At 43.6% G+C, this 24,381-nt stretch carries 24 protein-coding genes; 23 read left to right on the top strand and 1 reads right to left on the bottom strand.

Annotation, left to right across the window (positions count from 1 at the left end):
- The first annotated feature begins 2 nt into the window (after nucleotides 1-2).
- Nucleotides 3-1,355, top strand: coding sequence for a tRNA (N(6)-L-threonylcarbamoyladenosine(37)-C(2))-methylthiotransferase MtaB (gene mtaB / locus ACN6MY_RS18170; protein ID WP_419881436.1), 1,353 nt, complete (start codon nucleotides 3-5; stop codon nucleotides 1,353-1,355).
- A gap of 210 nt (nucleotides 1,356-1,565) precedes the next feature.
- Nucleotides 1,566-2,237: a deoxyribose-phosphate aldolase gene (gene deoC, locus ACN6MY_RS18165; protein ID WP_071350719.1), complete on the top strand. Its 672-nt coding sequence runs from the start codon at nucleotides 1,566-1,568 to the stop codon at nucleotides 2,235-2,237.
- Between the two features lie 136 nt (nucleotides 2,238-2,373).
- On the opposite strand, the gene ACN6MY_RS18160 is transcribed toward deoC, so the two are convergent.
- Nucleotides 2,374-3,300, bottom strand: a complete 927-nt coding sequence (locus ACN6MY_RS18160; RefSeq protein ID WP_419881435.1) for a Na/Pi symporter — start codon at nucleotides 3,298-3,300, stop codon at nucleotides 2,374-2,376.
- Nucleotides 3,301-3,515: 215 nt separating this feature from the next.
- Between ACN6MY_RS18160 and rpsU the strand changes: the two genes are divergently transcribed.
- The 21 genes from rpsU (at nucleotide 3,516) to dnaG (ending at nucleotide 24,381) form a co-directional block, all read left to right on the top strand.
- Complete coding sequence (gene rpsU / locus ACN6MY_RS18155; protein ID WP_028391853.1) at nucleotides 3,516-3,689, top strand: 30S ribosomal protein S21; 174 nt, start codon at nucleotides 3,516-3,518, stop codon at nucleotides 3,687-3,689.
- Nucleotides 3,690-3,703: 14 nt separating this feature from the next.
- On the top strand, nucleotides 3,704-4,150 hold the full coding sequence (locus ACN6MY_RS18150) for a GatB/YqeY domain-containing protein (RefSeq protein WP_419881434.1): 447 nt from the start codon (nucleotides 3,704-3,706) through the stop codon (nucleotides 4,148-4,150).
- 653 nt (nucleotides 4,151-4,803) lie between these two features.
- Nucleotides 4,804-6,096, top strand: coding sequence for an NfeD family protein (locus ACN6MY_RS18145; RefSeq protein WP_419881433.1), 1,293 nt, complete (start codon nucleotides 4,804-4,806; stop codon nucleotides 6,094-6,096).
- Nucleotides 6,097-6,139: 43 nt separating this feature from the next.
- Nucleotides 6,140-7,126 carry a flotillin-like protein FloA gene (gene floA / locus ACN6MY_RS18140; protein ID WP_419884209.1) on the top strand — a complete coding sequence of 329 codons (987 nt, stop codon included), beginning with the start codon at nucleotides 6,140-6,142 and terminating at the stop codon, nucleotides 7,124-7,126.
- A 13-nt stretch (nucleotides 7,127-7,139) separates the two neighbouring features.
- Entirely contained in the window at nucleotides 7,140-7,622 is a 483-nt protein-coding gene (locus ACN6MY_RS18135) for a hypothetical protein (RefSeq protein WP_419881432.1), read from the top strand.
- A 62-nt stretch (nucleotides 7,623-7,684) separates the two neighbouring features.
- Nucleotides 7,685-7,969: a sporulation protein YqfC gene (yqfC, locus tag ACN6MY_RS18130; protein WP_419881431.1), complete on the top strand. Its 285-nt coding sequence runs from the start codon at nucleotides 7,685-7,687 to the stop codon at nucleotides 7,967-7,969.
- 18 nt (nucleotides 7,970-7,987) lie between these two features.
- Nucleotides 7,988-9,175, top strand: a complete 1,188-nt coding sequence (gene yqfD / locus ACN6MY_RS18125; RefSeq protein WP_419881430.1) for a sporulation protein YqfD — start codon at nucleotides 7,988-7,990, stop codon at nucleotides 9,173-9,175.
- A 3-nt stretch (nucleotides 9,176-9,178) separates the two neighbouring features.
- Nucleotides 9,179-10,141, top strand: a complete 963-nt coding sequence (locus ACN6MY_RS18120; protein WP_419881429.1) for a PhoH family protein — start codon at nucleotides 9,179-9,181, stop codon at nucleotides 10,139-10,141.
- A gap of 673 nt (nucleotides 10,142-10,814) precedes the next feature.
- Nucleotides 10,815-12,980 (top strand): HD family phosphohydrolase, encoded by a 2,166-nt coding sequence (locus ACN6MY_RS18115; protein WP_419881428.1) that lies wholly within the window; start codon nucleotides 10,815-10,817, stop codon nucleotides 12,978-12,980.
- Nucleotides 12,981-12,984: 4 nt separating this feature from the next.
- Nucleotides 12,985-13,461 (top strand): rRNA maturation RNase YbeY, encoded by a 477-nt coding sequence (ybeY, locus tag ACN6MY_RS18110; RefSeq protein WP_419881427.1) that lies wholly within the window; start codon nucleotides 12,985-12,987, stop codon nucleotides 13,459-13,461.
- Nucleotides 13,433-13,819, top strand: a complete 387-nt coding sequence (locus tag ACN6MY_RS18105) for a diacylglycerol kinase family protein (protein ID WP_419881426.1) — start codon at nucleotides 13,433-13,435, stop codon at nucleotides 13,817-13,819. Before ybeY ends, ACN6MY_RS18105 begins: the two co-directional genes overlap by 29 nt.
- Before the next feature lie 171 nt (nucleotides 13,820-13,990).
- Entirely contained in the window at nucleotides 13,991-14,389 is a 399-nt protein-coding gene (locus tag ACN6MY_RS18100) for a cytidine deaminase (protein WP_419881425.1), read from the top strand.
- Nucleotides 14,382-15,311 carry a GTPase Era gene (gene era, locus ACN6MY_RS18095; RefSeq protein WP_419881424.1) on the top strand — a complete coding sequence of 310 codons (930 nt, stop codon included), beginning with the start codon at nucleotides 14,382-14,384 and terminating at the stop codon, nucleotides 15,309-15,311. The genes ACN6MY_RS18100 and era overlap by 8 nt, the downstream gene beginning before the upstream one ends.
- Before the next feature lie 101 nt (nucleotides 15,312-15,412).
- Nucleotides 15,413-15,556, top strand: a complete 144-nt coding sequence (locus ACN6MY_RS18090) for a YqzL family protein (RefSeq protein WP_071350114.1) — start codon at nucleotides 15,413-15,415, stop codon at nucleotides 15,554-15,556.
- 36 nt (nucleotides 15,557-15,592) lie between these two features.
- Nucleotides 15,593-16,345, top strand: a complete 753-nt coding sequence (gene recO, locus ACN6MY_RS18085; RefSeq protein WP_071350113.1) for a DNA repair protein RecO — start codon at nucleotides 15,593-15,595, stop codon at nucleotides 16,343-16,345.
- A 322-nt stretch (nucleotides 16,346-16,667) separates the two neighbouring features.
- Nucleotides 16,668-17,552: a glycine--tRNA ligase subunit alpha gene (gene glyQ, locus ACN6MY_RS18080; protein WP_419884208.1), complete on the top strand. Its 885-nt coding sequence runs from the start codon at nucleotides 16,668-16,670 to the stop codon at nucleotides 17,550-17,552.
- A complete protein-coding gene (gene glyS, locus ACN6MY_RS18075; RefSeq protein WP_419881423.1) occupies nucleotides 17,552-19,621 on the top strand; it encodes a glycine--tRNA ligase subunit beta in 2,070 nt (689 codons plus the stop codon). Before glyQ ends, glyS begins: the two co-directional genes overlap by 1 nt.
- A gap of 180 nt (nucleotides 19,622-19,801) precedes the next feature.
- Nucleotides 19,802-20,431, top strand: coding sequence for a helix-turn-helix transcriptional regulator (locus ACN6MY_RS18070; protein ID WP_083392035.1), 630 nt, complete (start codon nucleotides 19,802-19,804; stop codon nucleotides 20,429-20,431).
- Between the two features lie 30 nt (nucleotides 20,432-20,461).
- Nucleotides 20,462-21,271 carry a pyruvate, water dikinase regulatory protein gene (locus ACN6MY_RS18065; RefSeq protein WP_419881422.1) on the top strand — a complete coding sequence of 270 codons (810 nt, stop codon included), beginning with the start codon at nucleotides 20,462-20,464 and terminating at the stop codon, nucleotides 21,269-21,271.
- Nucleotides 21,272-22,043: 772 nt separating this feature from the next.
- Nucleotides 22,044-22,547 (top strand): YaiI/YqxD family protein, encoded by a 504-nt coding sequence (locus ACN6MY_RS18060; RefSeq protein ID WP_256213030.1) that lies wholly within the window; start codon nucleotides 22,044-22,046, stop codon nucleotides 22,545-22,547.
- 28 nt (nucleotides 22,548-22,575) lie between these two features.
- Nucleotides 22,576-24,381: a DNA primase gene (dnaG, locus tag ACN6MY_RS18055; protein ID WP_419881421.1), complete on the top strand. Its 1,806-nt coding sequence runs from the start codon at nucleotides 22,576-22,578 to the stop codon at nucleotides 24,379-24,381.

Genomic DNA, 24,381 nt, shown 5'->3' with positions numbered 1-24,381 from the left:
AAATGGCAACTGTCGCTTTCCATACATTGGGCTGCAAAGTAAACCATTATGAAACAGAAGCCATTTGGCAGCTATTCAAAACACAGGGCTATGACCGTGTGGAATTTGAGTCTCCTGCAGATGTTTATGTAATCAATACATGCACGGTTACCAACACCGGTGATAAAAAGAGCCGTCAGGTCATCCGCCGTGCCATCAGAAAAAATCCGGATGCCGTTATCACGGTGACCGGCTGCTATGCGCAGACTTCACCTGCTGAAATCATGGCAATCCCGGGCGTTGATGTTGTTGTCGGCACACAGGACAGGACCAAGATGCTTCAATACATCGAGCAATATAAACAAGAGCGCCAGCCGATCAATGGAGTAGGCAACATAATGAAAAATCGGGTTTATGAAGAATTGGATGTTCCTGCTTTTACTGACCGCACCCGTGCGTCCCTTAAAATCCAGGAAGGCTGCAATAACTTCTGCACATTCTGCATCATTCCTTGGGCACGCGGCCTTATGCGTTCACGCGATCCTAAGGAAGTCATCCGCCAGGCGCAGCAGCTTGTTGATGCAGGGTATAAGGAAATTGTGCTTACCGGCATTCATACGGGAGGCTATGGTGAAGACATGAAAGATTATAATCTAGCCATGCTTCTCCGTGATATGGAAGAACAGGTGGAAGGATTAAAGCGGATAAGGATTTCTTCTATAGAAGCAAGCCAAATTACTGACGAAGTGATTGAAGTGCTGGCAAAATCCGATAAAGTTGTCCGCCATCTGCATATCCCGATCCAATCGGGTTCCGATACTGTCCTTAAACGGATGAGACGGAAATATACGATGGAATTCTTTGCGGACCGTTTAGAAAAGCTTAGACAGGCCTTACCTGGGCTTGCCATTACATCGGATGTCATTGTAGGATTCCCTGGAGAAACGGAAGAAGAATTCATGGAGACATTTTCTTTTATTGAAGAACAGAAATTTTCTGAGCTTCATGTTTTTCCTTACTCCAAACGTACCGGTACGCCGGCAGCAAGAATGGAAGACCAAATTGATGAAGAAGTGAAAAATGAGCGTGTTCATCGTTTGATTGCCCTTTCTGATCAGCTTGCAAAGGAGTATGCTTCACGCTTTGAAGGTGAAGTACTGGAAGTGATTCCTGAAGAACGCTTTAAAGAAGCTCCTGAGAGCGGATTATACGAAGGCTATTCGGATAACTACCTGAAAGTGGTTTTCCCGGCATCGGAAGAAATGGTCGGCAAAATTGTAAAGGTCAAGGTGACAAAGGCTGGATATCCTCACAGCGAGGGCCAATTTGTTACAGTTATCGAGAACAGTCCTTTAAAAGAAGCAATCGTTGGCTAAGAGATAACCTATATGATAACCCCCATCAGGATTGAATGAACCGCATACAATCCTGATGGGGGTTTTTGCTTTGGACAAATGAATTTTAGTGAAAGCGTGTTTAATATTATTTTTTGGGTAATATGTAAAGAGCCTCGTCAATTTATCTTAAACATGTTATAGTTGAGAGGTACGTACATCTCAATAGCTGTTTTTGAAAGGAGTTTCACTATGAGCCAAAATGTAGCAGGCCTAATAGATCACACGCTGTTAAAGGCAGAAGCAACAAAAGAACAAGTAAGAATTCTGTGCGAGGAAGCTAAAGAGCATCATTTCTTTTCTGTCTGCGTAAACCCGACATGGGTCAAATATGCAAGCGAATTGCTTCAGGGTTCAGACGTTAAGGTTTGTACTGTAATCGGTTTCCCTTTAGGAGCCAACACACCTGAAACGAAAGCGTTTGAAACGAAAAATGCAATTGAAAACGGTGCACATGAGGTTGATATGGTCATTAATATCGGCGCACTAAAAGATAAAGACAATGAAGCTGTGAAAAAAGATATCCAGGCAGTGGTTGCAGCTGCAACCGGCAAAGCACTGACAAAGGTTATCATCGAAACTTCTTTGCTTACTGAAGAAGAAAAAGTCCGTGCTTGTGAAATTGCCGTTGAAGCAGGTACTGACTACGTGAAAACCTCGACTGGTTTCTCAACTGGCGGAGCCACTCCGGAGGATATCGCATTAATGAGAAAAACAGTAGGACCGGATATCGGCGTCAAAGCTTCAGGCGGCGTCCGCAATACAGAAGATGCCAATAAAGTAATCGAAGCAGGAGCAACCAGAATTGGTGCAAGTGCAGGCATTGCTATCATTAAAGGGCTTACTTCTGATTCTGACTACTAAAATAACGATAGGAAAAGCGTGAACGGGGGTATTCTGCCTGCCGCACGCTTTTTTTTGTTCGACTTGATTTTCTCCACAGATGATAAACCCCTTGGAGCCTAGCCTCTCTGTCCCCGCGAGTCAAGATGCTTACTTTCTAAGTACGGGGCTTATGAAGAAATAAAATAAAACGGGCATAGTGGTGCGAAAAGGGAAGCACAATTATTGAAGTTGCTGCATTAAACAGGACGCTTGCATGGGCCAGCTGTGTTTCCTTGGCATCTGTAAGGTATGCTGCAGCCTGCTGAAGCTGGTGAATAAAAGGAAAAAATGCAAGCACGCCGATAACATTGAGCCAGATATGTGCGTAAGCCGTAAAAGCTGCTTCCTTTCCTGATCCGATGCTTGCCATATATCCAGTAATGCATGTCCCGATATTTGAACCCAGCATGATGGCGATGGCTGTATCAACATTCAGCTGATTTCCCATCAAAAAGCTCATGGCAATTCCTATTGTGGCTGAGCCTGAATGTATAAGCGCTGTGAGGGCCATCCCGATCAGCAGGGCCAAAAACAGGTTTTTTTCCATGGCCACCAATACCAGATTTACAGCGGGATAAGCTGTAAGGTTACTCGAAAGCATTTTAAAACCGCTCATAGCGGCAAAGATGGAAGATATCCCGATGAAGGCCATGCCAAGGCTCCGGGTCAGTGATTTTGGGATGAACAGGAGCATAGTGCCTAAAACTATTCCGGGAACGATAATGCGGTCAAGTGAAAAGGACATGAATTCAGCGGTAGCCGTAGATCCTATATTAGTTCCAAGTATAATGCCGATTGTCTGCGGAAACGTCAGGCTTCCTGCAGATACGAGACCAACCGTCATGACCATGACGGCGGAACTGCTTTGAAGGATGCCTGTAATAATGGTTCCTGACAAAAAACCTTTCCAGGGAGCATCCGTGACTTTGGATAGAAATTCTTTTAATTTATCTCCGGAAAGCTGAAATAAACCCTTTCTCAGCACAAGCATCCCTAACAGAAACATACCGATATATAGGGAAAAAAGCAGTAAAATACGCAAGCCGCCTCACCTCTTATAACCAGTGTATGGACAAGTTGATCTTCCAATGACTGGTTTTTAACACGCTGTAAAACAGGGAACATTTTGCCGGACAGCGAAGAAGTTTCACAATTTCAGTTGACCTGCCTTTGGGCTTATATTATAATGGTTTAGTACATGTTATAGCATGTTGACAACTATGATTTATTGTGTTGTTCTCGGAGGGAGGGAAAGAGATGTCTAAAACCGTCGTTCGTAAAAACGAATCGCTTGAAGATGCTCTTCGTCGTTTCAAACGTACTGTATCTAAAGCAGGATCGCTTCAGGAAGCACGGAAGCGCGAATTTTATGAAAAGCCAAGCGTAAAACGTAAGAAAAAGTCTGAAGCTGCCAGAAAACGTAAATTCTAAGAGAGGGTGGAATTATGAGTCTTCTCGAGCGTTTAAATAATGATATGAAACAAGCGATGAAGGACAAGGAAAAGGATAAACTCTCTGTCATCCGCATGGTTAAAGCTTCCCTTCAAAACGAAGGAATTAAGCTTGGCAAGCAGGAAATGACAGCAGAAGATGAATTGACAGTGCTCTCTCGCGAATTAAAACAACGCAAAGACTCCCTCCAAGAGTTTGAAAATGCAGGTCGAATCGATCTCGTGGATAAAGTCCGAACCGAAATAGGATACGTTGAGGCATATATGCCAGAGCAACTTTCAGAAGATGAAATTTCTTCAATTGTTGCATCAACAATTGAAGAAGTTAACGCATCATCTAAAGCTGATATGGGTAAAGTTATGGGAGCGCTTATGCCGAAATTAAAAGGCAAAGCGGATGGTTCAATCGTTAATAAACTGGTGCTTGAACGCCTTTCATAATTTCATACCTGACTATAAACCGCAGGCAATGCAAATTGTCTGCGGTTTTTTAGTAAATCGAAATGAATTGCTATTCATTTACTTGGCTGCTTTGGATGTGGCTTGGTTCCTCTGAACAGGCGCTTGCGCTTTTTTTGTAATCCAGCTCCAGCGCCTAGCTTGCTGAGGCCTGCAGGATGCAGGTCATGAAGGCGTTTCTGCAGGATGCAGAGCATTTAGCCTTCGCTCCTTGAAAGATGCTTTGGCCTCAGAAGGCAAAGAGCGCCTTCCAAGTCCAAAACCCTATTTGCTTAGGCCCCCAGGATGGGGGTCACAAAGACGTTGCCGCAGGACGCGGCGATCTTAGTCTTTGATCCTATGAACAAGGCGCTTGCGCTTTTTATTAATCCAGCTCCAGCGCCTAGCCCCTCGAGGTCATAAGCCACATCAGAATTGAAGGCAAAAAGCGCCTTCTATTCTGATGCGTCTTATGCTAGCGGAGGCCCCCAGGATGGGGGTCACAAAGACGTTGCCGCAGGACGCGGCGTTCTTAGTCTTTGTTCCACTGCCAGGCGCTTACGCATTTTTATTCATGAAACTTTTTTGTTTTACATACGTAATAAGTAGATAGTCAGGAAAAGTGAAAGGAGGAGCTGCTTCTGAAAAAGGCGTTGGTGTTCTTTTTATTTCTGTTCATTCTAATCCCCTCATATTTTTCTTCACATCAAGCTGAGGCTAAAGGCAAGCCGGTTTATATTGTCCCTATCGAAAATACTGTTGAAGACGGTTTGTATGCCTTTTTGTCCCGTGCTCTGGATAAGGCGGAAAAGGATCATGCCAGTCTTGTAATCTTTGAAATCAATACGCCCGGAGGTCTGGTGGATTCTGCCGGGAAAATAGCGAAAATTCTGGGAAATACGCCTCTTAAAACCGTTGCATATGTGAATAACCGTGCATTATCGGCTGGCGCCTATATTGCGCTTAATGCGGATCAAATTTATATGGTTCCAAGTGCAGTTATGGGGGCAGCGGCTGTTATCGATTCTGCTGGGAATACAGCAGGAAAAAAGGCGCAGTCCTACTGGCTTGCGGCCATGAAAACGGCTGCTGAACAAAATGGGCGCAACCCTCTCTACGCTCAGGCGATGGCAGATGAGAATGTTGATTTGCCTGAATTTGGGGCTGGAAAAGGAAAACTTCTCACCTTTACCTCGTCACAGGCTGAAAAAGCTGGCTATAGTGAAGGGACTGTTTCAGGAAAAAATGAACTATATGAAAAATTGGATATCACTGCTGCAGATGTGAGACCAATCGATGAAAATGTTGGTGATAAACTGGCGAGATTCATCACCAATCCGGTCGTAGTCCCGATTCTTTTGACTATTGCTTTACTTGGCATTGTAATTGAATTGTTTACGCCGGGATTTGGCATTCCTGGCATCATTGGAACAATCTCCATTGTGCTGTTTTTCTATGGCCATCTTGTTGCCGGGATGGCTGGTTATGAATCTATCGGCTTATTTGCAGCGGGAATCGTCCTTGTGCTTCTCGAGCTGTTTGTGCCAGGAGGGGTCATTGGCGCCTTTGGACTGGCCGCTATCGTCGGCAGCTTATTTTTGGCCGCAGAAAGTGCTGTTGCCATGGCCATTTCACTATTAATTGCACTGGCGGTATCCGTTATTGCAGCCATACTATTTGTAAAGGTGTTTGGTAAAGAAATGAAATTTTTCAAAAAAATCATTTTGACTGATTCAACGAATACAGAACAAGGATATGTTTCAAGTCCGGACCGCTCCGACCTTCTCGGCCAAACGGGCATGACCCTTACAGATCTGCGCCCTGCCGGCACTGTACTTATCCATGAGGAAAGGGTAGATGTGGTGACAGAAGGCGGGTATATTTCAAAAAACTCGGCTGTCAGGGTCGTTAAAACAGAAGGATCACGAATTGTTGTAAGAGAGATATAAAATAAATAATCTTTGACTAACAGGAAGGATGAAGACGTTGGAAATGACTTCTGGAACTATTTTTTTATTACTGATTATTGTGGCTGCAGTTATTGTTTTAGCTGTTCTGCTTACTTTTGTGCCAGTTATGCTCTGGATCTCGGCCCTTGCGGCAGGAGTGAAAATCAGCATATTCACGCTTGTGGGAATGAGGCTGCGCCGTGTTATTCCAAGCAGGGTGGTTAATCCTCTGATCAAGGCTCATAAAGCGGGGCTTAGTGTAACGACAAACCAGCTGGAAAGCCATTATCTTGCGGGAGGGAACGTAGACCGGGTAGTAAATGCACTTATTGCTGCCCAACGCGCGAATATCGAGCTTCCTTTTGAGCGGAGCGCTGCCATTGACCTGGCCGGCCGTGATGTATTGCAGGCTGTACAAATGAGTGTTAATCCTAAGGTAATCACGACTCCATTCATAGCAGGGGTGGCGATGGACGGAATTGAAGTAAAGGCGATTGCACGGATCACTGTACGTGCGAATATTGACAGGCTGGTAGGGGGTGCGGGTGAGGAAACCGTCATTGCCCGTGTCGGTGAAGGCATTGTGTCAACCATAGGTTCTTCTGAAAGTCATAAAAAGGTACTGGAAAACCCTGACATCATTTCAAGGACCGTTCTTTCGAAAGGACTGGATTCCGGTACGGCATTCGAAATTTTGTCCATTGATATTGCTGATGTTGAAATCGGCAAAAATATCGGTGCCATCCTGCAGACAGACCAGGCAGAGGCGGATAAAAAAATTGCTCAAGCAAAAGCAGAGGAGCGCCGCGCTATGGCTGTGGCACTTGAACAGGAGATGCTTGCCCGCGTGCAGGAAATGAGGGCGAAAGTTGTGGAATCAGAAGCTGAGGTGCCGTTAGCTATGTCTGACGCATTAAAGAATGGAAACATTGGCATCATGGATTATATGAACTATCAAAATCTTTCTGCAGATACAGATATGAGAAATTCAATCAGCAACGGGACTAAAGATCCAAAAGATAAAAAGTAAGGGAGGCGTTTAGATGCATTCCTTGACCGATTTGATCTTCAATAACATTTGGAGCATTATTGTTCTGATTGGAATCATTTCTTCTGCAGCTGGAAAAATAAAAAAAAGCACAGAAAAGCATTCGGCTGGAGGGCATAATAACCGGAAGCAAATAAGCAGGAAAGAACCTGCAGGGAAGCGGGAAGAAGTACACGAGAAACAACAGGTGCAAAAACCCCTTTCTGAAGCATTAAGGGAAGAAAGCGCCCGGGAAGAACTTGTAAGACTTTCTCAGCAGGACGCTGCAATACGCCAAAGGCGAAGGGCGGAGAATATGATGTCTGTGCGCCCGTCAGCAATCAGAGATGAATCCAGCCCGGTGTATAGGCAGGATTTAGCCTTCACAAGGGAGAAACTCGCGGAAGGGATCATACTTGCCGAAGTACTGGGTCCGCCGAGATCGAAGCGTACGCTTCAGCAGGTGCGCGGTACTGCTGGTCGTGGCCGGCGAGGATAGAAAAAAATGTGCTAGAACCGCTTTTCATTTCATACATTGAGATGAAAGGGGGTTCTTTTTTTATGGCGCGAAAATGGGGGCAGAAACTTAAACGGCTAATGGTGCAGACCATGGACCTACCGCAAGATGTCATGATGGACCTGCCGCGCATTACAATTATTGGCCAATTACATATTTATATAGAAAATCACAGAGGACTCCTGACTTTTACAGATTCAGAAGTAAGGCTGATGCTGAAAAAGGGGCAGCTTTTGATAAAAGGAAATGCCTTTGTTATTAAAACGATTTTGCCTGAAGAAATCATGCTTCAAGGAACGATAGATAAGGTTTATTTTATCAATGAGTGAGCTTGGGGGAGGAGACCCATGAAAAATCAATGGACAAACAAGTATAAGGGCTATGTCAAGGTGAAAGCGTATGGCCGGGGGATAGAGCGTCTTATTAATACGCTGACCAAACAGGGCATTCCGATATGGAATGTCAGGCGCTCGGGAACAGATGAAATCCTTTTTTTGATGGAATTCAGGGAGATTTCCCGGCTCAGGCAGGCGGTAAGGAAAAGTGACTGCAAGGTAAAGTTCGAAGGAGGATTCGGAGGGCCGTTTTTTCTGAAACGCATGAGAAAAAACAGCGGATTCGTTGCAGGCCTTTTTGCTTTTTTGTTTTGCATTTTCATGCTGTCGAATATGGTTTGGGGCATACAGATTCATAATGCTAAGCCCCAGACCGAGCATGCCATCCGCAAAGAGCTGGACAGGATGGGAGTCAAGATCGGCAAGGTGCAATTTTTTGTGGATGATCCGGAGACGATCCAGCGCAAATTATCGGACCGTATCAGTGCCTTGACATGGGTGGGGGTGGAGCTGAAGGGGACAACCTTCCATTTCCAGGTTGTAGAAAAGAAACAGCCTAAAGCTGTGAAAAAAACTTCTCCGCAAAACCTGATTGCCTCAAAAAAAGCTGTTATTACTTATATGTTTGTGGAAAAGGGACAATCTATGGTTAAAGTGCATGATTATGTGGGCAAGGGACAGCTGCTGGTCTCCGGCTTCATCGGAAACCCTGAAAGTCCGAAGATTGTTCCGGCAAAAGGAGTAATCATGGGTGAAACGTGGTATAGAGCTACAGCAGAGGTTCCTTTGGCAACTAAATTCTCCGTATATAACGGAGATGAAAATGTCCGGCACTATCTGAAGCTTTGGAATATGTCCATTCCTGTCTGGGGATTTAAAAATCCCGGATATAAGAAGTATGTAGAAGAAGAAACAGTCAAGCCTTTTCATTTCCTCCAATGGGAACTTCCTTTTTCCTATAAAGTAAAAACAAAGCGGAGCAAAGAGGAAATTACCCGCATTTATACGGAAAAAGAAGCAGTGGCAAAAGCAATGGCAGATGCAAAAAAACATTTGGAGAAAAAGCTGCCTGATGATGCCAGGATAACTGGAGAGAAAATTTTGCATGAAAGCATAGAGAATGGTAAAGTAAAATTATCTATACATTACCAGGTAATTGAAAATATTGCAGCTGGACAACCAATCATTCAAGGAGACTAACGAATGCCAGAAGATGTAAAAGTAATAAACCTAGAGCTCGAATCGCCTAATGAAGCCCAGGCTTTACTGGGAAATGCTGATTCTAATTTAAAAGTGCTTGAAGAAGAGTTTAATGTATCGGTCATTACCCGCGGCGGCGGCATCATGATTGCAGGAGAGGAAGAACGGGCGCTTGTTGCCGGCGATATCCTGAACGCTTTGCTCTTAGTTATCCGCAAAGGGATTTCCGTCAGCTCGCGGGATGTTATTTATGCCATTGAGCTGTCAAAAAAAGGAACGCTTGAATACTTTGGCGATCTTTACGAAGAAGAAATTGCAAAAACGGCCAAAGGCAAATCCATCAGAGTCAAAACCATCGGCCAAAGGCATTATGTGCATGCAATCAAAAAGCAGGATTTAGTATTCGGAATCGGACCAGCCGGAACGGGGAAAACCTACTTAGCTGTCGTAATGGCGGTCAATGCCTTGAAAAATGGCCAGGTTAAACGGATTATTTTAACAAGGCCGGCAGTGGAGGCGGGCGAGAGCCTCGGTTTTCTGCCAGGTGACCTAAAGGAAAAGGTAGATCCCTATCTCCGTCCGTTATATGATGCCCTTCATGACTTTTTAGGCATGGAGCAGACCCAAAGAATGATTGAACGGGGAACCATTGAAATTGCTCCCCTTGCATATATGAGGGGAAGAACGCTGGATGATGCATTTGTCATCCTGGATGAAGCACAGAATACCACCCAGGCTCAAATGAAAATGTTCCTGACGCGGCTTGGCTTTGGATCAAAAATGGTCATCACTGGCGACAGAACACAGATTGACCTGCCCAAAGGCGTAAAATCAGGCTTAAAACGGGTCGAGGAAATTTTAAAGGGTGTTAAAGGACTTTCCTTCACCTACCTGGAACAAAGCGATGTTGTTCGGCACCCGCTTGTTGCGAAAATCATCACCGCCTATGACGAAGCAAACGAATAAAAAGGGAAATCCGCCGCACATAATATGCTGGCGGATTTTTCTTTCCCGGCATAAGTAGGATGAAATAAATTCTTAAAACTGTTATGATTTTACATAATCAGATTTTGACAGCGAAAGATAATATAAACCATGCTTTGCTGTGACCTGTGCTTATGCGGGCACTTAATGCTTTTTTATGTCTAGCTCAGTGCCCAGTCTCCTGTGCAAAAGATGATTGCCCCGGGAAGCCAAAGGGCGGCTTCACGGTTCAATCCCTATTTGCTTTGGAGCCTGAACGGGCACTTAATGCTTTTCTATGTCTAGCTTAGTGCCCAGTCTCCTGTGCAAAAGATGATTGCCCCGGGAAGCCAAAGGGCGGCTTCACGGTTCAATCCCTATTTGCTTTGGAGCCTGAACGGGCACTTAATGCTTTTCTATGTCTAGCTTAGTGCCCAGTCTCCTGTGCAAAAGATGATTGCCCCGGGAAGCCAAAGGGCGGCTTCACGGTTCAATCCCTATTTGCTTTGGAGCCTGAACGGGCACTTAATGCTTTTCTATGTCTAGCTTAGTGCCCAGTCTCCTGTGCAAAAGATGATTGCCCCGGGAAGCCAAAGTGCGGCTTCGCGGTTCAATCCCTATTTGCTTTGGAGCCTGAACGGGCACTTAATGCTTTTCTATTTACGGAGGTGGTTTTTTGGGCGGGTTTCAGCGGTTTGTGAAAAGAGTGAGGGTGCTGATGGACAGCCGGTCATTTCAGTTGCTGCTGTTTGTGGTATTAGGCGTGTTTTCCTATTTAATGATGTATACGAATGTTAAGCCGGAGAAAGTTCATATAGAGCTTTTTAAGCCAGCGGAGCAAACGATCCGGGCTACCAAGACGGTTGAGGATCCCGTCAAGACGAAGGAACAGGTAGAGGACAGCATTAAGCAGGTTTCAGATATATATACTCTGAAGAAGGAGTATGCCCAAAATAAAGTGGATTTAATATCCTCTATATTTGATTCGGCTCTTGAGGTCCAAAAAGAAACCGCTCCTTCTTTGAGTGCGGATAAAGCGGATCCGGACGGCTCCAAAACATCTCCTGTGAAAACAGTCCAGGAAAAGGTTTCGCTGCTGAAGAGCAAGCTGACAGATGAAGTTAATAAGGACATACCGGATCAGGTGTTTGAAGCACTGGCCAACGCGGATGCCACTGAGCTTAATATTGCGAAGGACTCTGTAATAACTGCGGTCAACAAGGTTATGAATTCCAGGGTCACCGCTGTAGATGTGGAGATGGCGCGAAACAAGGCTGAACAGGAATTACGATCGTCGAGTTTACATACTGAAATGAGAGAAGCGGCCACTACGCTTGCACGCTCTGCGATCATTCAAAATGTTTTTTATGATAAGGACAAGACAGAGGAGCAAAGAAAAATTGCGCAGGAAAATGTGGATCCTGTCAGGATTCTGCAGGGGCAGATTATTGTCGAGGAAGGCCAGCTGATAGACCGTGAAATATACAGGCAGCTGGAACTTGCCGGCTTTCTCAGCACGGATAAAACAATCCTGCCTTTTGTCGGGCTGTTTTTATTTATCTTTTTGATTTTAAGCACTTTTTATTATTATGTAAAATCATCCAAAACCGAGGGAGAGCATAGAAATAATCAGCTGCTCATATTTAGCCTTGTTTATGTGCTTGCATTGTCCCTAATGAAAATCATCAGCCTGTTTACAGGCTTCAGATTCACGGATCTTGGCTACTTTTTTCCGGCAGCCATGTCAGCGATGCTGATTAAAACCCTTCTGAATGACCGCTTTGGAGTGGCCATCTCCATTATCATTGGTGCATATGGCACATTGATTTTTAATGGAGATTCCCCGGGGAATATGGATTTTGCAAAAGGGATGTACTTTTTATTCAGCGGGATTGCAGCAATCATCATCCTTTCGAGGAAAAACTTTAAGACGAAAATCCTTCAGGCTGGATTGCTGCTGGCGCTTGTGAATATTGTTTTGGTTTTTTCTCTTTTGTTCATTACGGACGGGCATTATACTAAAATGGAATATCTGTTTTATACCATTGCTGCCATTGTGTCGGGATTGGCATCCTCGGTATTGACAATAGGGCTCCTGCCGTTCTTTGAGCTGGGCTTTGGATTTTTGTCATCCATGAAGCTGATTGAGCTTTCAAATCCGAATCATCCTCTGCTTCGGAAGATCCTTACCGAGGCACCGGGAACCTATCATCATAGTGTAATGGTGGCAAACCTTGCTGAGGGAGCGTGTGAGGCAATCGGGGCAAATGGTCTTCTTGCCAGAGTTGGCTGCTATTATCATGATATAGGCAAAACGAAACGGCCGCAGTTTTTTATTGAAAACCAGATGAATATCAAAAACCCGCATGACCAGCTGCCGCCGGCAACGAGCAAAAATATTATCATCGCTCATGCCGTTGATGGAGCGGAAATGCTGTCAGCACACAAATTTCCGCCTGAAATTATTGATATTGCTGCACAGCATCACGGGACAAGCCTGCTGAAATTTTTCTACTACAAGGCAATGAAGGAGGATGAAGGGACCATAGAAGCTGAATACCGTTACCCTGGCCCAAAAGCCCAATCAAAAGAAGCGGCAGTTATCGGAATTGCTGACAGCGTGGAAGCAGCTGTTCGGTCCATGAACCATCCTACACCCGAAAAAATAGAAGAGCTTGTCATCCATATTATCGACGACCGGATACATGACCATCAATTTGATGAGTGCGATATTACTATGAAAGAATTAAAAATTGTGCAGCACTCATTATGCGAGACACTGAACGGGATCTTTCATTCAAGGATCGAGTACCCGGAACTGCCAAATTTACAAAGAAGGTGACAAAATGAATTTAGAAATAGATTTTATGGACGAAACAGGACAATTGGACGAAAAGTCAGTCGAATTGGTTGAGAAGGTGCTGCAATTTGCGGCGGAAAAGGAAGAGATAGATAAAGGAAGCGAGCTGTCCGTTACATTCGTGGACAATGAAAGAATCCAGGAAATTAATAAAGAATACCGGCATAAAGACTCGGCTACAGATGTAATATCGTTTGCCCTTGAAGAAGTGGGCGAGGATGAAGTCGAAATTATCGGGGGGGAAATGCCGAGAGTGCTGGGGGATATTATTATCTCCATTGACAGGACAAGGGAACAGGCGGAAGAATACGGCCACACCTTTGAACGTGAACTTGGGTTTTTAGCATTGCATGGATTTCTTCATTTGCTAGGCTATGATCATATGAACGAGGAAGATGAAAAACAGATGTTCACAAAACAAAGGGAAATATTAGATGCGTATGGCCTTTCCAGGGAAGCGTAAGAAAAGACAGCCATTTTATAAAAGTTTTCTTTTTGCTTTTGAGGGAATATGGGCTGCTTTAAAGTCTGAACGAAATATGAGAATTCATTTTGCAGCAGCGGCTGCAGTGTTATGCCTGGGCTGGTATGTTGCGCTTTCGAAGCTGGAATGGATGCTGATTTTGATCTGCATTTTTGGCGTGATTTCATTGGAATTGGTGAATTCTGCAATTGAACGGGTTGTGGATCTTGCCACAAGTGAGACCCATCCGCTTGCCAAGCAGGCAAAGGATTTTGCAGCAGGCGCAGTACTGGTGTTTGCCATCTTTTCAGTTATTATCGGGTTGATCATTTTTTTGCCAAAGCTTGTGGAATGGTGAGGAAAAAGGTTAAGATAACGGAAGTGTTACACTTATGTAACACTATTTCCAAGACAAGGGCAGATAGGCTAAAATAAGGATATAAAACGTTGATTAAAATAGACATTCTATTATTTTTATAAAAGATGAGCGAAATTATATCGGGGGCTTATGCTTGAAAGGAAGATGAAAATGGAACTGGAAATGTTAATGGAAGAGGCGAAGAAAGCAAGGGAACGAGCTTATGTGCCTTACTCTAAATTTGCAGTGGGAGCTGCCCTTCTTACAGAAGGCGGCAAGGTGTATCATGGCTGCAATATCGAAAATGCAGCATATAGCATGTGCAATTGTGCAGAGCGCACAGCAATTTTTAAGGCGCTGTCTGAAGGAGATAGGGATTATAAGGTACTAGCGGTAGTGGCAGACACCAAAAGGCCTGTGCCCCCATGCGGAGCATGCAGGCAGGTCATATCAGAGCTGTGCCCGAGAGAAATGAAAGTAATTTTAACCAACCTGAATGGGGATATTAAAGAATTAACAGTAGAGGAATTGCTGCCAGGAGCTTTTTCACCGGAGGATTTAAATGAATAACTTAATTGATGATACACAGGCGAAAGGCTACAAATCAGGTTTTATATCCATCATTGGACGGCCGAATGTAGGAAAAAGCACGTTTTTGAACAGGGTAATCGGCCAGAAAATCGCCATTATGAGCGACAAGCCGCAAACAACAAGAAATAAAGTGCAGGGAGTGCTTACCCAGCAGGATGCCCAGATGATTTTTATAGACACGCCGGGAATCCATAAGCCAAAGCATAAGCTGGGCGACTTTATGATGAAGGTCGCTACAAACACGCTGAAGGAAGTCGACTTAATTCTTTTCATGATCAATGCAGAAGAGGGTCTGGGACGCGGTGATGAGTTCATCATTGAAAAGCTGAAAACGGTAAAAACACCCGTTTTTCTTGTGATTAACAAAATTGATCAGGTACACCCGGATGAACTGTTTCCGCTGATTGAAAAATACCAGGCGCTATATCCTTTTGAATCGGTAGTTCCTATTTCAGCACTTGAAGGGAATAACGTGGAGACGCTTCTGGATCAAATCAAAAAGCATCTTCCGGAAGGACCGCAATTTTACCCGGCCGACCAGGTCACAGACCATCCTGAACGCTTTATCATTTCAGAGCTGATCCGTGAAAAGGTCCTTCATTTGACACGTGAGGAAATTCCGCATTCCGTGGCTGTAGTCATTGATTCCATTAAGAAGATGGACAATAGTGAAACGATTAATGTAATGGCCACAATTGTTGTTGAGCGGGATTCGCAGAAGGGCATCGTCATTGGCAAACAGGGGAAAATGCTGAAGGAAGTCGGGAGCCGGGCAAGAGTAGATATTGAAAATCTGCTGGGATCCAAGGTTTTCCTTGAGCTGTGGGTTAAGGTCCAAAAGGATTGGCGCAACAAAATGTCCCAGCTTAGGGACTATGGCTTCAATGAAGATGAGTATTAAAAATTAGCAATTTTTACGTCACATGAAAATGTGCATAAAGGCCAAGATAATCTTATAGGGCAAAATATTAAAATGCTAGTACACGAAAGGTGGGCTTTATTATGTTGGATTTTACCTGGAAGGTTTTCTCTCAGACAGGTAATGTTGACACCTATCTTCTTTTTAAAGAAATAGAGGTGGAAAGACAGGAAAGACCCGAAAGTACAGATGCAGAACTAGCAGATGCTGATTTTCCTATATTCTAGATTTTTCTTGCCATATGAATGGGATGGTGACTTGTCTTGCTTAAAAAGTGTGAAGGCATTGTCATACGCCGGATGGATTATGGAGAAAGCAATAAAATAATTACCTTATATACACGTGAATTAGGGAAAATCGGAGTAATGGCAAGGGGAGCCCATAAATCAACAAGCAGGCTCTCCTCTGTCACTCAGTTATTTTACTACGGTTATTTTCTCGTCCAGACATCAAGCGGGCTGGGAAGCCTTCAGCAGGGGGAAACGATTGATTCGATGAGGTCGATCAGGGAAGACTTGTTTTCAACTGCATATGCCTCATATATCGTCGAGCTGCTTGATAAAAGCACAGACGATAAAAACCCGAATCCCTTTTTGTTTGAATTGCTCTACCAAACCCTTCATTACATAAACGAAGGCTATGATGCTGAGGTCCTCAAGTTCATTTTTGAAATGAAAATGCTTCCGGTCAATGGATTGAATCCGACCCTTAACCAGTGTGCAATATGCGGTGAAACCGAAGGGGAATTTTCTTTTTCCATTCGGGAAGGCGGTTTTATCTGCCACCGGTGCCTGGATAAAGACCCTTATCATATTAAAATTTCACAGCAAGCCCTAAAATTGCTGAGACTGTTTTATTATTTTGATTTATCCCGGCTCGGTAATATATCGGTTAAGCCTGAAACAAAAAAAGAGCTTGAAAAAGTCATAGATGCCTATTATGAAGAATACTCAGGCATCCACCTTAAATCCAAAAGGTTTTTAAAACAAATGGACAACATGAAAGACATGTTTTAAAAGTTGAACCCTGCAGTTGACAATGGCTCATACATTCGTTAAAATTTTCAGTACTGATAGTTAAGCTGCGTTGATGGAAAGTAGTACCTGATTCCCTCCATAATAGCGAACCCGGGACCGTGCAAGCCGGGGTATGGATAATCAGCGAAGGCATTCCGGAGCATTACGTGCTGCATGTTGCAGAAAAGAGGCCGTGACTTCACGGCAAATAGGGTGGAACCGCGGGTAACTCTCGTCCCTATGCTTACAAGGCATAGTGGCGGGAGTTTTTTGTGTTTTCTGCCATTTGCCTTAAGAAGTGCAAATAATTTGGAGGTGCATGATGAATATTCAAAACATGATTTTAACTTTGCAAAAGCATTGGTCTGAACAAGGATGCATCCTGATGCAGGCATACGATGTTGAAAAAGGGGCAGGCACAATGAGTCCGTATACGTTTCTGCGTGCAATTGGGCCAGAACCATGGAGTGTTGCCTATGTAGAGCCTTCCAGGCGCCCTGCTGACGGACGTTACGGGGAAAATCCGAACCGCTTGTATCAGCATCACCAGTTCCAGGTGATTATGAAGCCGTCGCCTGACAACATTCAGGAGCTATATTTGGAATCCCTGCGTGCCCTTGGAATCGATCCGCTTAAACATGACATCCGTTTTGTTGAAGATAACTGGGAAAATCCTTCCCTTGGCTGTGCTGGCCTTGGCTGGGAAGTTTGGCTTGATGGGATGGAAATCACCCAATTTACTTATTTCCAGCAGGTAGGCGGCCTTGAATGCAAGCCTGTATCTGTGGAAATCACTTACGGAATCGAACGCCTTGCTTCGTACATTCAGGATAAGGAAAATGTATTTGAACTTGAATGGACGGATGGATTCACTGTCCGCGATATATACGGACAGCCGGAATATGAGCATTCGAAATATACGTTTGAAACCTCTGATTTAGATATGCTTTTCAAGCTTTTTAATATGTATGAAAAAGAAGCAGACCGCCAAATGGAAGAAGGGCTTGTACACCCTGCTTATGATTATGTGCTGAAATGCTCTCATGTTTTCAATCTGCTTGATGCCAAGGGCGCGATTTCGGTTACGGAGAGAACTGGCTATATCGCACGCTGCCGGAATTTAGCAAGGAAAATCGCAAGAACATTTTATGATGAGCGGGAAAAGCTCGGCTTCCCGATTTTGAAGCAGAAGGGAGAGGTTCTTTAATGAACAAGCGTGATTTATTGCTTGAAATTGGCCTAGAAGAAATGCCTGCCCGTTTTGTCACATCCTCGATGGAACAGCTGGCAGAAAAAGTGAAATCATGGCTTGCCGAAAAAGCGATTGATTTTGGCGAAGCAACCATGTACTCCACACCCCGGAGACTGGCACTTTTGATCAGGGATGTAGCAGAATCCCAGCATGATAAAGAAGAAGAAGCGAAGGGTCCTGCGAAAAAGATCGCATTGGATGAAAACGGCAATTGGTCCAAAGCGGCAGCCGGATTTACAAGAGGACAAGGCGTTACTGTTGATGATATTTACTTTAAAGAGATTAATGGCATTGAATATGTGCACATTAATAAATTTACAAAAGGCAAAGCAACCTATGAGCTGCTTCATGACCTTAAAGACATTATCTCTGGAATGACTTTCCCGAAAAACATGCGCTGGGCTAACCAGGATCTTCGTTTCGTCCGTCCAATTAAATGGATTGCCGCATTGTTCGGAGAAGAAATCATTCCGTTTGCTATCGCAGATGTAGAAACAGGCCGCACGACACGAGGCCATCGCTTTTTGGGAGAAGATATCACGATTGATTCCCCGTCCGGCTATGCAGAATCTCTGAAAGAACAGTTTGTTGTGGCCGAACCGGAACTTCGTAAAAATACGATCCGCAATCAGATTGCAAAGCTCGAAGAAAAACAAAATTGGGTGATTCCGGTTGATGAGGAATTGCTTGAAGAAGTAAATAACCTGGTCGAATTTCCTACGGTTTTATTTGGCCATTTTGAAGAAGAGTTTCTTGAGCTGCCCGCTGAGGTCCTAATTACCTCGATGAAAGAGCATCAGCGCTATTTTCCGGTTAAAAGCAAGGACGGCAAGCTGCTGCCTTACTTTGTTACCGTAAGGAACGGAAATGATCAGCACCTTGACACGGTTGCACGAGGCAATGAGAAGGTTCTTCGCGCACGATTATCGGATGCAAACTTTTTCTACAAGGAAGATCAGAAAAAAGAGATTTCCGATTTGCTCAAAAAGCTGGATTCTATAGTCTATCATGAAGAAATTGGAACACTTGCTGAAAAAACTGCACGTGTGGGGGCACTGACTGGAGATTTGGCTGATGCTTTGAAACTTGGCGATCAAAAGGCTTCTGCATTGCGTGCGGCTGAGATTGCGAAATTTGATCTTGTGACACATATGGTTTATGAATTTCCGGAGCTTCAAGGGTATATGGGAGAAAAATATGCCTTGATCAAAGGAGAAAAAAGCGAAGTTGCACAGGCGATCAACGAACATTATATGCCGAGGCATGCAGATGACAGTGTTCCATCATCCAGCATCGGAGCAGTGCTGAGCGTTGCTGAAAAAATGGACACGATTGCATCCTTCTTTGCCATTGGCGTTATTCCGACAGGCTCCCAGGATCCTTATGCCCTAAGAAGGCAGGCGAGCGGAATCGTTCAGATTTTGCTCGAAAAGAAGTGGGACCTGACAGCAGAGCAAATTATGGACCTTGCTTTGGCTTCTATTGAAGGAAAGGGCATTCTAAAGCGCGAAGCTTCTGAGGTCAAGAGTGACTTATTGACTTTCTTCAAAGCCCGGGTCAAACATTTATTGAATGAAAAAGGCATCCGCTATGATTTGATCGATGCTTTGCTGTTCGATAAAATCGGCAGGATTTCATCTATTGCAGAACGTGCTGAGGCACTGGAAAGCAAAAACGGCGAGGAAGGCTTTAAAGAAGGTTTGGAAGCGCTGAGCCGCGTAATGAATATTGCGGTTAAATGCGAACAACAAGTGCCTGTAGATTCTTCTTTGTTTGAAAATGAACAAGAAAAAGCTTTATATGAAAAATACCAGTCTGTGTCTGCTGAATATGCAGCCGCATCAGATGAAACGGTCCGCATTGATTTGCTGTTGTCATTAAGACCGGAAATTGAACAATACTTTGACAATACTATGGTCATGGCTGATCAAGCAGACTTGAGGAATAACCGATTGTCTCTTATGAAAGAAATCAGCAGCACCATTTCACAATTTGCGGCCATGAATAAAATTATTGCCGGATGATATAAGGCTTTTGATAAACGGACGCCTCGCAGAGCATTAAGGGCAAGGTGTCCGTTTATTTTTGTATGGTTTCGGTCGGAGTATGGTGAGAAGCCCTTTTCATTTGAAATATATAGTATATAATAATTACATATAGTATAACCTATTACTTTTCTCTGCTAGAGCAGGGGGGCGGTGAATATGATCGAGCTGAACAAGCGCCAGGAGCGCATTTTACAAATCGTTAAAGACAATGGACCCATCACGGGAGAACATATTGCAGAACAGCTGAACTTAACCAGGGCTACACTAAGGCCGGATCTCGCTATTTTGACGATGTCCGGATTTTTGGATGCACGTCCCCGGGTCGGATATTTTTACACAGGAAAATCAGGGAGCCAGCTTTTGACGGATAGTCTGAACAGCCTAATTATTAAAGACTATCAGTCCATTCCTGTCGTTGTAACAGAAAGCATATCTGTTTACGATGCAATCGTCACGATGTTTCTTGAAGATGTCGGTACGCTATTTGTGGTAGATAAAAACTCCCTTCTTGTCGGGGTTTTGTCGCGCAAGGATTTACTGCGGGCAAGTATAGGGAAACAGGAGCTCTCTTCTGTACCTGTTAATGTCATCATGACAAGGATGCCCAATATTACAATGTGCACGAAAGAGGATCTTTTAATGGATGTTGCTAAAAAATTAATCGAAAAGCAAATTGATGCTTTGCCGGTTGTCAGAGAAACGGATAATGGGTTTGAAGTAACCGGAAGAATTACCAAAACGAATATTACCAAAGCTTTCTTGTCATTGGCTGATAGCAGCTACTAAGAGGGCTTATCTGGGGGAATGGGAGATCCTATGAAGGGTTCTATGATTTATGTTGTATCTGATTCAGTAGGGGAAACAGCGGAATTAGTAACCAAAGCGGCGGCGAGCCAATTTATAGCAGCAACTTTCACCATCAAAAGGATTCCCTATGTAGATGATGTGCAAAATATTGAAGATGTCATCTCGCTGGCAAAGATGAATAATGCAATCATTGCTTTTACGCTTGTTAAACCGAATATCAGGGAATATATGATTAATCGTGCGAGAAAAGAAAATATCCTTTACTATGACATTCTCGGTCCGCTTCTTAGTATTTTGCAGAAAAAAGCAGAATCTATGCCGTTTAATGAACCCGGCATGGTCCGAAGGCTTGATGATGATTATTTCAAAAGGGTTGAAGCCATTGAATTTGCAGTGAAATATGATGACGGACGCGATCCAAGAGGCATATTGAGGGCTGACATTGTACTTGTCGGCGTTTCACGGACGTCCAAGACCCCGCTTTCACAGTATTTGGCCCATAAAAGATTCAAAGTAGCCAATGTGCCTCTTGTGCCTGAGGTGGACCCTCCGGAAGAGCTGTTCCTGGTTCCGCCGGAAAAATGCATTGGGCTGAAAATCAGTCCCGAGAAACTGAATTTCATCCGCAGGGAGCGGTTAAAATCACTTGGCCTGAATGATCATGCCATCTATGCCAACATGGAAAGAATTAAAGAAGAATTAATTTACTTTGATGAAATCATGGACCGGCTGAACTGCCCGATCATTGACGTGACGAATAAAGCTGTCGAAGAAATGGCCAATACAATTATTAATATCATACAAAACCGCAGCATATAATGGAGTTGGCTGCAGAGCAAAATGTATAGCGGATGAACACAGTATTTTCCGGATACATAACAGATATAAAAATCACATAAATAATCAAGATACTTGGAATTTCCAGATGGAAAATGGAGTTCCAGAATGCGAGCCCGTTCCCGTATGTGCGGCTCCTTTTCTTTTTCTGCATTTTTCTTTTTCTGCACCGCATATTGCGCTTTTTATGTAATCCAGCTTCAGCGCCTAGCTTGCTGAGGCCTGCAGGAAGCAGGTCATGAAGGCGTTTCTGCAGGATGCAGAGGATTTAGCCTTCGGTCCTTAAAAGATGTTTTGGCCTCAGAAGGCAAAGAACGCCTTCCAAGTCCAAAACCCTATTTGCTTAGGCCCCCAGGATGGGGGTCACAAAGACGTTGCCGCAGGACGCGGCGTTCTTAGTCTTTGATCCTTGGTCAAGGCGCATCCGCTTTTTTTATGTAATCCAGCTCCAGCGCCTAGCCTCTCGAGGTCATAAGTCACGCAAGAAGAGAAGGCAAAGAGCGCCTTCTATTCTTACGCGTCTTATGCTAGTCGAGGCTGACCAGGCGCTTGCGCTTTTTATTCCCAAGTTTTTTTGTTGGCTTCTTTGGGGGAAATGTACTATAATAAAAAATTGTGAAAAATGTATTCTTGAGGTTTAGAGTTAATTATTACGGAATAAACTATAAATAGCGAGAAGTCAAGGTTTCCTCCATAAAATAATTCGACAGCTTGCGGTAGTATCCCTAACAAATGCGAGGAGAAAAAAAGGATAATGCAGAAAGATGTAGAATTTAAAAATATGGATATTAATCCATCGATTTATGTGGATGCGGATGCATGTCCTGTAAAAGAAGAGATCTTAAAATGTGCAGAGGTGTACGATATCAGTGTCTGTTTTGTGGCGTCATATAAAAATATGATGAATAATCCTTCTGGCGGGCGATGGGTGTATGTCGATGCAGATAAAGAAGCGGCAGACCTTCGAATTGTCAATTCTTCGAAAAGAGGCGATTTGGTCGTTACAGCCGATATCGGATTAGCTGGGACACTGCTTCCAAAAGGAGTTTATGTTCTTTCGCCCCGGGGAATGGAGTATACAGAAGATAACATTTCTGCGCTTCTTGATATGCGCTATCTATCTGCAAAGCTCAGAAGGCAGGGAAAGCATTCCAAAGGGCCTAAGGCTTTTACAAAAGAAGACAGAAATCATTTTACCAGTGCACTTATGAATATTTTGTCGAACTTTGCAGGAATTCATGATTCTTTATCGAAATAATACTAACACCGGATCGCAAGGTGAAAATATGGCCAATGCCCGACTAGAAGATGAAAAAATTAATCAAATTCGTGAAGCTGTAGACATTGTCGACTTTATCGGCGAATATGTCCAGCTAAAAAAACAAGGGCGGAATTATTTCGGCCTTTGTCCTTTTCATGGTGAAAATTCCCCGTCTTTTTCAGTTTCTTCTGATAAGCAGATCTTCCATTGCTTTGGGTGCGGGGCAGGCGGAAACGTTTTTACATTTTTAATGGACATAGATGGCTGCAGTTTTCTGGAAGCGGCAAAAATCTTGGCCGAAAAAGGGAATGTTCCCCTGGATGTTGAAATAAATAAAGGTTCTGCTAGATCGAATATGCCGCCTGGATCACAGCAGATGATTGAAGCGCATGACCTTTTGAAGAAATTCTATCATCATTTGCTTGTAAATACAAAAGAAGGCCAAGAGGCTCTTGAATATCTGCTGAACAGGGGCTTTACCGAAGAAACAATCACAAAATTCCAGATTGGATATTCTCTTGACTCATGGGACTTTGTCTATAAATTTTTAACAAAAAGAGGTTATACAGAGGATATTCTGGAAAAGGCTGGCCTTACGATTCAAAGGGAAAGAGATCAAACCTACTTTGATCGGTTCAGAAACAGGATCATGTTTCCGATCACCGACCATCAGGGGAATACGATTGCGTTTTCCGGGAGAGCAATGGGGGACGATGAGCCCAAATATTTAAATAGCCCTGAAACGCCAATCTTTAATAAAAGCAAAATTTTATATAATTTCCATCAGGCACGTCCGCATATCCGAAAAAAAGAACAGGCTGTAATTTTTGAAGGATTCGCCGACTGCATTTCGGCTGTACGTGCAGGAGTTGAAAACTCCGTTGCAACGATGGGGACCTCCTTAACAGATCAGCATATTCAATTGCTTAAAAGAAATACAGACCAGGTATTAATATGCTATGATTCCGATTCTGCCGGTCTTCACGCAGCAAACAGGGCATCCATCATGCTTAACGAGAATGGATTTCAGGTTAAGGTTGCACAAATGCCGGATGGCCTTGACCCCGATGACTACATAAAGAAATATGGTGAAAAAAGCTTTGTTTCTGAAGTAATAGGGGCTAGTTTAACATACATGGCCTTTAAAATGCATTATTTAAGAAAGGGAAAAAACCTTAATAATGAAGGAGATCGCATTCAGTATATTGAAGAGATATTAAAGGAGATTTCCAGATTGCAAAATGCGGTGGAAAGGGATCACTACCTCCGCCAATTGTCTTCGGAATTTTCATTGTCTCTGGATGCGCTTGAAAACCAGCAAAGGCAGGTCTTTTTCTCTGAAAGGAAAAAGGGAAATGTGCCGGTTCCTTCAGAAAAAAGGATAACCCTTCAATATGAGAATAAATTAAAGCCTGCTTATCATAATGCTGAAATTAAGCTGATTGCACATATGCTGAAAAGTAAAGAAACTGCAGCAAAAATTCAGCAGATGCTCGGCAGCACTGTTCTCAACTTAGATGCGCATCAGGCAATCATTACTTATTTATATGGATTTTATGAAGACGGTCATGAAGCTGACACCAGCTTTTTTCTAACCTATTTGCCTGATCAAAACTTGAGAAGAATTGTTTCTGAAATAGAAATGATGTCAGTAAATGAGGAAGTTACCGATAAAGAACTGACTGATTATATAAATCAAGTGTTGAAATATGAAAAATTGTTAAAGATAAAAGAAAAAGAGGCCGAAGAAAAGGAAGCAGAGCGGCGCAGTGATTATATCAGGGCAGCACAGATTGCCATGGAAATCATTAAAATGCGCAAGTTACTTTAG

Origin of the sequence: Peribacillus sp. B-H-3 (assembly GCF_048572925.1) — a bacterium.
Lineage (GTDB): Bacteria > Bacillota > Bacilli > Bacillales > DSM-1321 > Peribacillus.
The sequence above is the reverse complement of the archived record's forward strand: the minus strand, read 5'-3'. Positions and strand labels throughout refer to the sequence as shown.